This is a genomic window from Guyparkeria sp. (assembly GCF_046545975.1).
Taxonomy (GTDB): Bacteria; Pseudomonadota; Gammaproteobacteria; order Halothiobacillales; family Halothiobacillaceae; genus Guyparkeria.
The window spans coordinates 1-4,713 of sequence record NZ_JBKGYT010000108.1 but is presented as its reverse complement, the minus strand read 5'-3'; the positions used below and the strand labels follow the sequence as shown (position 1 = coordinate 4,713).

Here is a 4,713-nt window from a genome sequence, read left to right as displayed (position 1 = left end):
CGCGATGGCGCGCGTCCTTGCGCGCCACCCTTCGGGCCTTTCCGGCTTCCGCTGCGGTACTCGGCGAGACATACGGGAAGGCCAAGTGCTGGTGGGCTTTTCGAGCAGGATGGCCGCTGGCGCGTCCTTCGCGGGCGAGACCCGCTCCCACGCGACGGTGGGGCAGTGCCGGGGACTGTCGAGTGGTTCCTCGGTGGGAGCTTGCCTTGCAAGCGAATCACCCCGTTCAGCGCGAGTTCCCGTAACGACATGTCTCCTGTCGGAACCGATTGCTGCCGCCGCGACGGCCGAGGATGGCCGTAGGAGCGGCTTTAGCCGCGAAGGGGCCTGGTGCGCGGGCCATCGTCCGGCCGCTGCGCGTCCGAATACAGACAGGCATTCGCGCCTGAAGGCGCTCCTGCGAGTCGGGTCGCACGTTGGAGACATTTGTGACGCCGGTGAGGAGGCGGGCTCGTGAGCATCTGGAAGAGCAGCGCGGCGTTCGGCGGGATGACGATGATCTCGCGGGTGCTCGGATTCGTCCGCGACGTGCTGCTGGCGCGTGTGTTCGGCGCCAGCGAGGCGACCGACGCCTTCTTCGTCGTCTTCAAGATTCCCAACTTCCTGCGCCGGCTGTTCGCCGAAGGCGCCTTCCAGCAGGCCTTCGTGCCGGTGCTCTCGGAGTACCGCGAGACGAGCACGCGCGAGGAACTCCAGCGTTACGTCGACCACATGTTCGGCACGCTCTCCGCGGTGCTGGTGGTGGTGGTCTCGCTGGGGCTGGCGGGTGCGCCGCTGCTGATCATGCTGTTCGCGCCGGGCTTCACCGACGACCCGGAGCAGCGCGCGCTCGCCGAGACGATGCTGCTGATCACCTTCCCCTACCTGCTGTTCATCTCGCTGACCGCCTTCGCCGCGAGCACGCTCAATGCCTTCGGTCGCTTCGCCATGCCGGCGCTGGCGCCCATCTGGCTGAACATCAGCCTGATTGCCGCCACGCTGGTCGCTGCGCCCTTCTTCGACGAGCCGGTGATGGCCCTGGCCTGGGGCGTGTTCGTCGCCGGTATCCTCCAGCTGTTCTTCCTGCTGCCGTTCCTCGCGCGGCTAGGGCTGCTGCCGCGACCAAGGCTCGGCCGGCACCCGGGGGTGAAGAAGACCCTGCGGCTGATGCTGCCGGCGATGTTCGGCGCCTCGGTCACCCAGATCAATCTGCTTGTCGACACCATCCTGGCCTCGTTGCTGGTGGCGGGGTCGGTGAGCTGGCTGTACTACTCCGACCGGCTGGTGGAGCTGCCGCTGGGGGTGTTCGGCGTGGCGATCGGCACGGTGATCCTGCCGGCCCTGTCGCGCGCCTTCGCCCGTGGCAGCGACGAGGATTACAATCGCACCGTCAACGGCGCGCTGCGCCTGACCCTGCTGATCGGTGTGCCGGCGATGGCCGGGCTGATCGGGCTGGCGGTGCCGATACTGGCCACGCTGTTCCAGTATGATGCCTTCACCGCCACGGATACCCGGATGGTGGCGCTGGCGATGACCGCCTACGCGCTGGGCCTGCCGGCGTTCCTGCTGATCAAGATCTTCGCGCCGGGGTTCTTCTCCCGGCAGGACACGACCACGCCGGTGCGCATCGCCGTGATCTCGGTGCTGGCCAACCTGGGCTTCAAGGCCGTGCTGGTGCTGCCCTGGGTGTTCCTGCTCGGCGGGCATCTCGCGCATGTCGGGCTGGCGCTGACCACGGTGATGGCCGCCTGGGTGAACGCGCTGCTGCTGGGCTGGACCCTGCGCCAGCGCGGCGCCTGGCGGGTCGAGCCGGGCACGCGGCGCTTCATCGGCCGGATCACGCTGGCCGCGGTCGTGATGGCCGGGGCGCTCCTTTGGATCAGCCCGCCGCTCGAGGTATGGACGGCCTGGGGCGCGGGCATGCGCCTGGCCACGGTGGCCGGATTGATCCTGCTCGGGATGCTGCTCTTCGTCGCCGCGGCGGCCGGTCTCGGCCAGACGCCCCGCCGCCTGTGGGCGGTGGTGACCTTCGATCGTGACGTGCCGCCCGAGCGCGGCTGAACCAGGATACGGAATCTCGCATGCAGCTGACGCGCCTCCACGTCGCCGACGCCCCGCCCGCCGGGGAGATCGCCCCGGGCGGGGCGGTGGTCACCATCGGCAACTTCGATGGCGTGCACCGAGGTCACCAGGCGGTGATCCGCCAGGCGGCCGAACGGGCCCGCGAATTGGGCCTGCCGCTGTTCGTCGTCATCTTCGAGCCATTGCCGCGCGAATACTTCGCCGAATCCCGGGGGGTCGAGCCGGTCGCCCGCCTGACCCGGCTGCGCGAGCGCTTCACCGCCTTCGCCCGGCTGGGCGTGGTCGATCGGCTGGTGCTGCTGCCGTTCAACCGGAGACTGGCTGAACTCCCGGCAGACCAGTTCGTCACCCGCCTGCTGCTCGCGGCATTGGGGGCGCGGCACGTGGTCATCGGCGACGACTTCCGCTTCGGGGCGCAGCGCCGCGGGGACTTCGCCCTGCTCGAGTCGCTGGGCCGGGAGCACGGCTTCGGCGTCGAGCGCGCCCAGACCGTGTCGCTGGACGGCGAGCGCGTCTCCTCGACGCGGGTGCGCGCCGCGCTGGGGACCCGCGACGTGGTCGAGGCCGCGCGGCTGCTGGGTCACCCGTTCTTTCTCTGCGGGCGGGTGATGCACGGCGACAAGCGCGGGCGGCAGCTGGGTTTTCCCACCGCCAACATCGCCCTGCGACGTCGCCTGTCGCCGTTGCGTGGTGTCTTCCTGGTGCGGATGAGCGGCATCGATGGTGGGCCGCGTTACGGCGTGGCCAATATCGGCACCCGCCCGACCGTCGACGGCGTCGAGGCACGCCTGGAGGTCTTCCTGCTCGACTTCGAGGCCGACCTTTACGGCCGACTGGTCGAGGTGGACTTTCTCGCCGCGATCCGCGACGAGCGCCGTTTCGAGTCGCTGGACGCGCTGGTCGAACAGATCGAGCGGGACGTGGCCGAGGCGCGCGCCCTGATCGAGGCGCGTGAACACCGGGGCGGCCCGTGGCCGGTCGACATAAACGAGAGAATGACATGGTGAACGAGCTCAATGCCCTGCTGAACAACCCGGTCGCCTGGGGGCTGATCGCGCTGGTCGTGCTCGCCGCGATCCTGCTGGCCTGGCTGAGCGCGCGCCTGCGCGCCGAGGCGGAGGCGCGCCGTCGACTCGACGAGGAGGTCGCGCGCCTGGAGACCATCCTCGAGGACGAGTCCGGCGCGCTGGCCGAGGCGCGCACGCAGCTGGCCCGGCTGGAAACCGAGCGTGAGCACCTGGTCGAGGCCCGCCGCGGCATCGAGACACACCGCGACGAGCTGGCCGAGCGGCTGGAGCAACAGCGCGCCGAACACGCCCGCCTGCAGTCGGCCAACGCCGAACTCAACGAGCGCCTCGACCAGGAGCGCCGCGCGGCCGAGGAGAAGCTGAAACTGCTCGACGAGGCCCGCGAGAAGCTTTCCGACGCCTTCAAGGGCCTGTCCTCGGATGCGCTGTCGCGCAACAACGAGTCCTTCCTCAAGCTCGCCCGCGAGAACCTCGAGCGCTTCCAGCACCAGGCCAAGGACGATCTCACCGCCCGGCACAAGGCGATCGAGCAGCTCACCGCCCCCATCCGCGAGCGCCTCGAGAAGTTCGACACCAAGCTCGACGGGCTCGAGCAGGCGCGCACCAGCGCCTATTCCGCGCTCAACCAGCAGGTCAACGACCTGCTGCAGACCCACCTGCCCAAGCTGCACCGCGAGACCGCGGATCTCGTCAAGGCGCTGCGCCAGCCGCAGGCGCGCGGGCGCTGGGGCGAGCTGCAGCTCAAGCGCGTGGTCGAGATGGCCGGCATGCTCGAGCACTGCGACTTCGACGAGCAGGTCAGCCAGACCACCGAGTCCGGCCGGCTGCGTCCGGACCTGATCGTCCACCTGCCCGGCGGCCGGCAGGTGGTGGTCGACGCCAAGGCGCCGGTGGATGCCTACCTCCAGGCCGTCGAGGCGACCGACGAGGCCGCCCGCAAGGCCGCGCTGGTCAGCCACGCCCGGCAGGTGCGCAACCACGTCGGTCAACTGGCGAAGAAGAGCTACTTCGACCAGTTCGACCCGTCACCGGAATTCGTGGTGCTGTTCGTCCCCGGCGAGGCGTTCTTCTCCGCGGCACTGGCCGAGGACCCGGGGCTGATCGAGTACGGCGCCGAGAACCGCGTGATCCCCGCCAGCCCCACCACCCTGATCGCGCTGCTGAAGGCCGTCTCCTACGGCTGGCGGCAGGAGGCGATGGCGCAGAACGCCGCCGAGGTCGCCGCGCTGGGCAAGGAACTCTACGAGCGCATCGGTACGCTCGCCGAGCACTGGAACAAGGTCGGCAACCGGCTCAATCAGGCCGTGGATGCCTACAACAGCTCCGTGGGCACCCTCGAGTCCCGCGTGCTGCCCAGCGCGCGCAAGTTCCGCGATCTCAAGACCGTCTCCGCGGAAAAGGAGATCGCCTCGCTCGATCCGGTGACCCAGGAGCCGCGGCCGCTGACGGCCGCCGAACTGACCGAGGGGCTGACGGACTCATCCGCAAGCAGCGAGCCAAAGGACAGTACGTAGTCCGCAGCGCGCGAAACCTGTGCCAAGTGGTGAAGGCTGAGCCCGGCCCCGGGTCTAGCGAGCGCACTATCCCGCCAATCGAGCTTCCCGCAGCAGATGCGCGGGCAAGG

At 69.6% G+C, this 4,713-nt stretch carries 3 protein-coding genes; all 3 read left to right on the top strand.

What is annotated here, in order from left to right; translation table 11 throughout:
- The first annotated feature begins 453 nt into the window (after positions 1-453).
- From murJ to rmuC, 3 genes are read left to right on the top strand one after another with little or no spacing between them, the layout of a single operon-like run.
- Positions 454-2,040: a murein biosynthesis integral membrane protein MurJ gene (murJ, locus tag ACLFMY_RS08405; RefSeq protein WP_410764213.1), complete on the top strand. Its 1,587-nt coding sequence runs from the start codon at positions 454-456 to the stop codon at positions 2,038-2,040.
- Between the two features lie 20 nt (positions 2,041-2,060).
- Complete coding sequence (gene ribF / locus ACLFMY_RS08400) at positions 2,061-3,068, top strand: bifunctional riboflavin kinase/FAD synthetase (protein WP_410764212.1); 1,008 nt, start codon at positions 2,061-2,063, stop codon at positions 3,066-3,068.
- Positions 3,062-4,603, top strand: coding sequence for a DNA recombination protein RmuC (gene rmuC, locus ACLFMY_RS08395; RefSeq protein WP_410764211.1), 1,542 nt, complete (start codon positions 3,062-3,064; stop codon positions 4,601-4,603). The genes ribF and rmuC overlap by 7 nt, the downstream gene beginning before the upstream one ends.
- The last annotated feature ends 110 nt before the right edge of the window (positions 4,604-4,713 follow it).

Bases quoted from the DNA above. Each gene is read 5' to 3' on its own strand.
- rmuC (WP_410764211.1), top strand. From the start codon at position 3,062: ATGGTGAACGAGCTCAATGCCCTGCTGAACAACCCGGTCGCCTGGGGG.
- ribF (WP_410764212.1), top strand. From the start codon at position 2,061: ATGCAGCTGACGCGCCTCCACGTCGCCGACGCCCCGCCCGCCGGGGAG.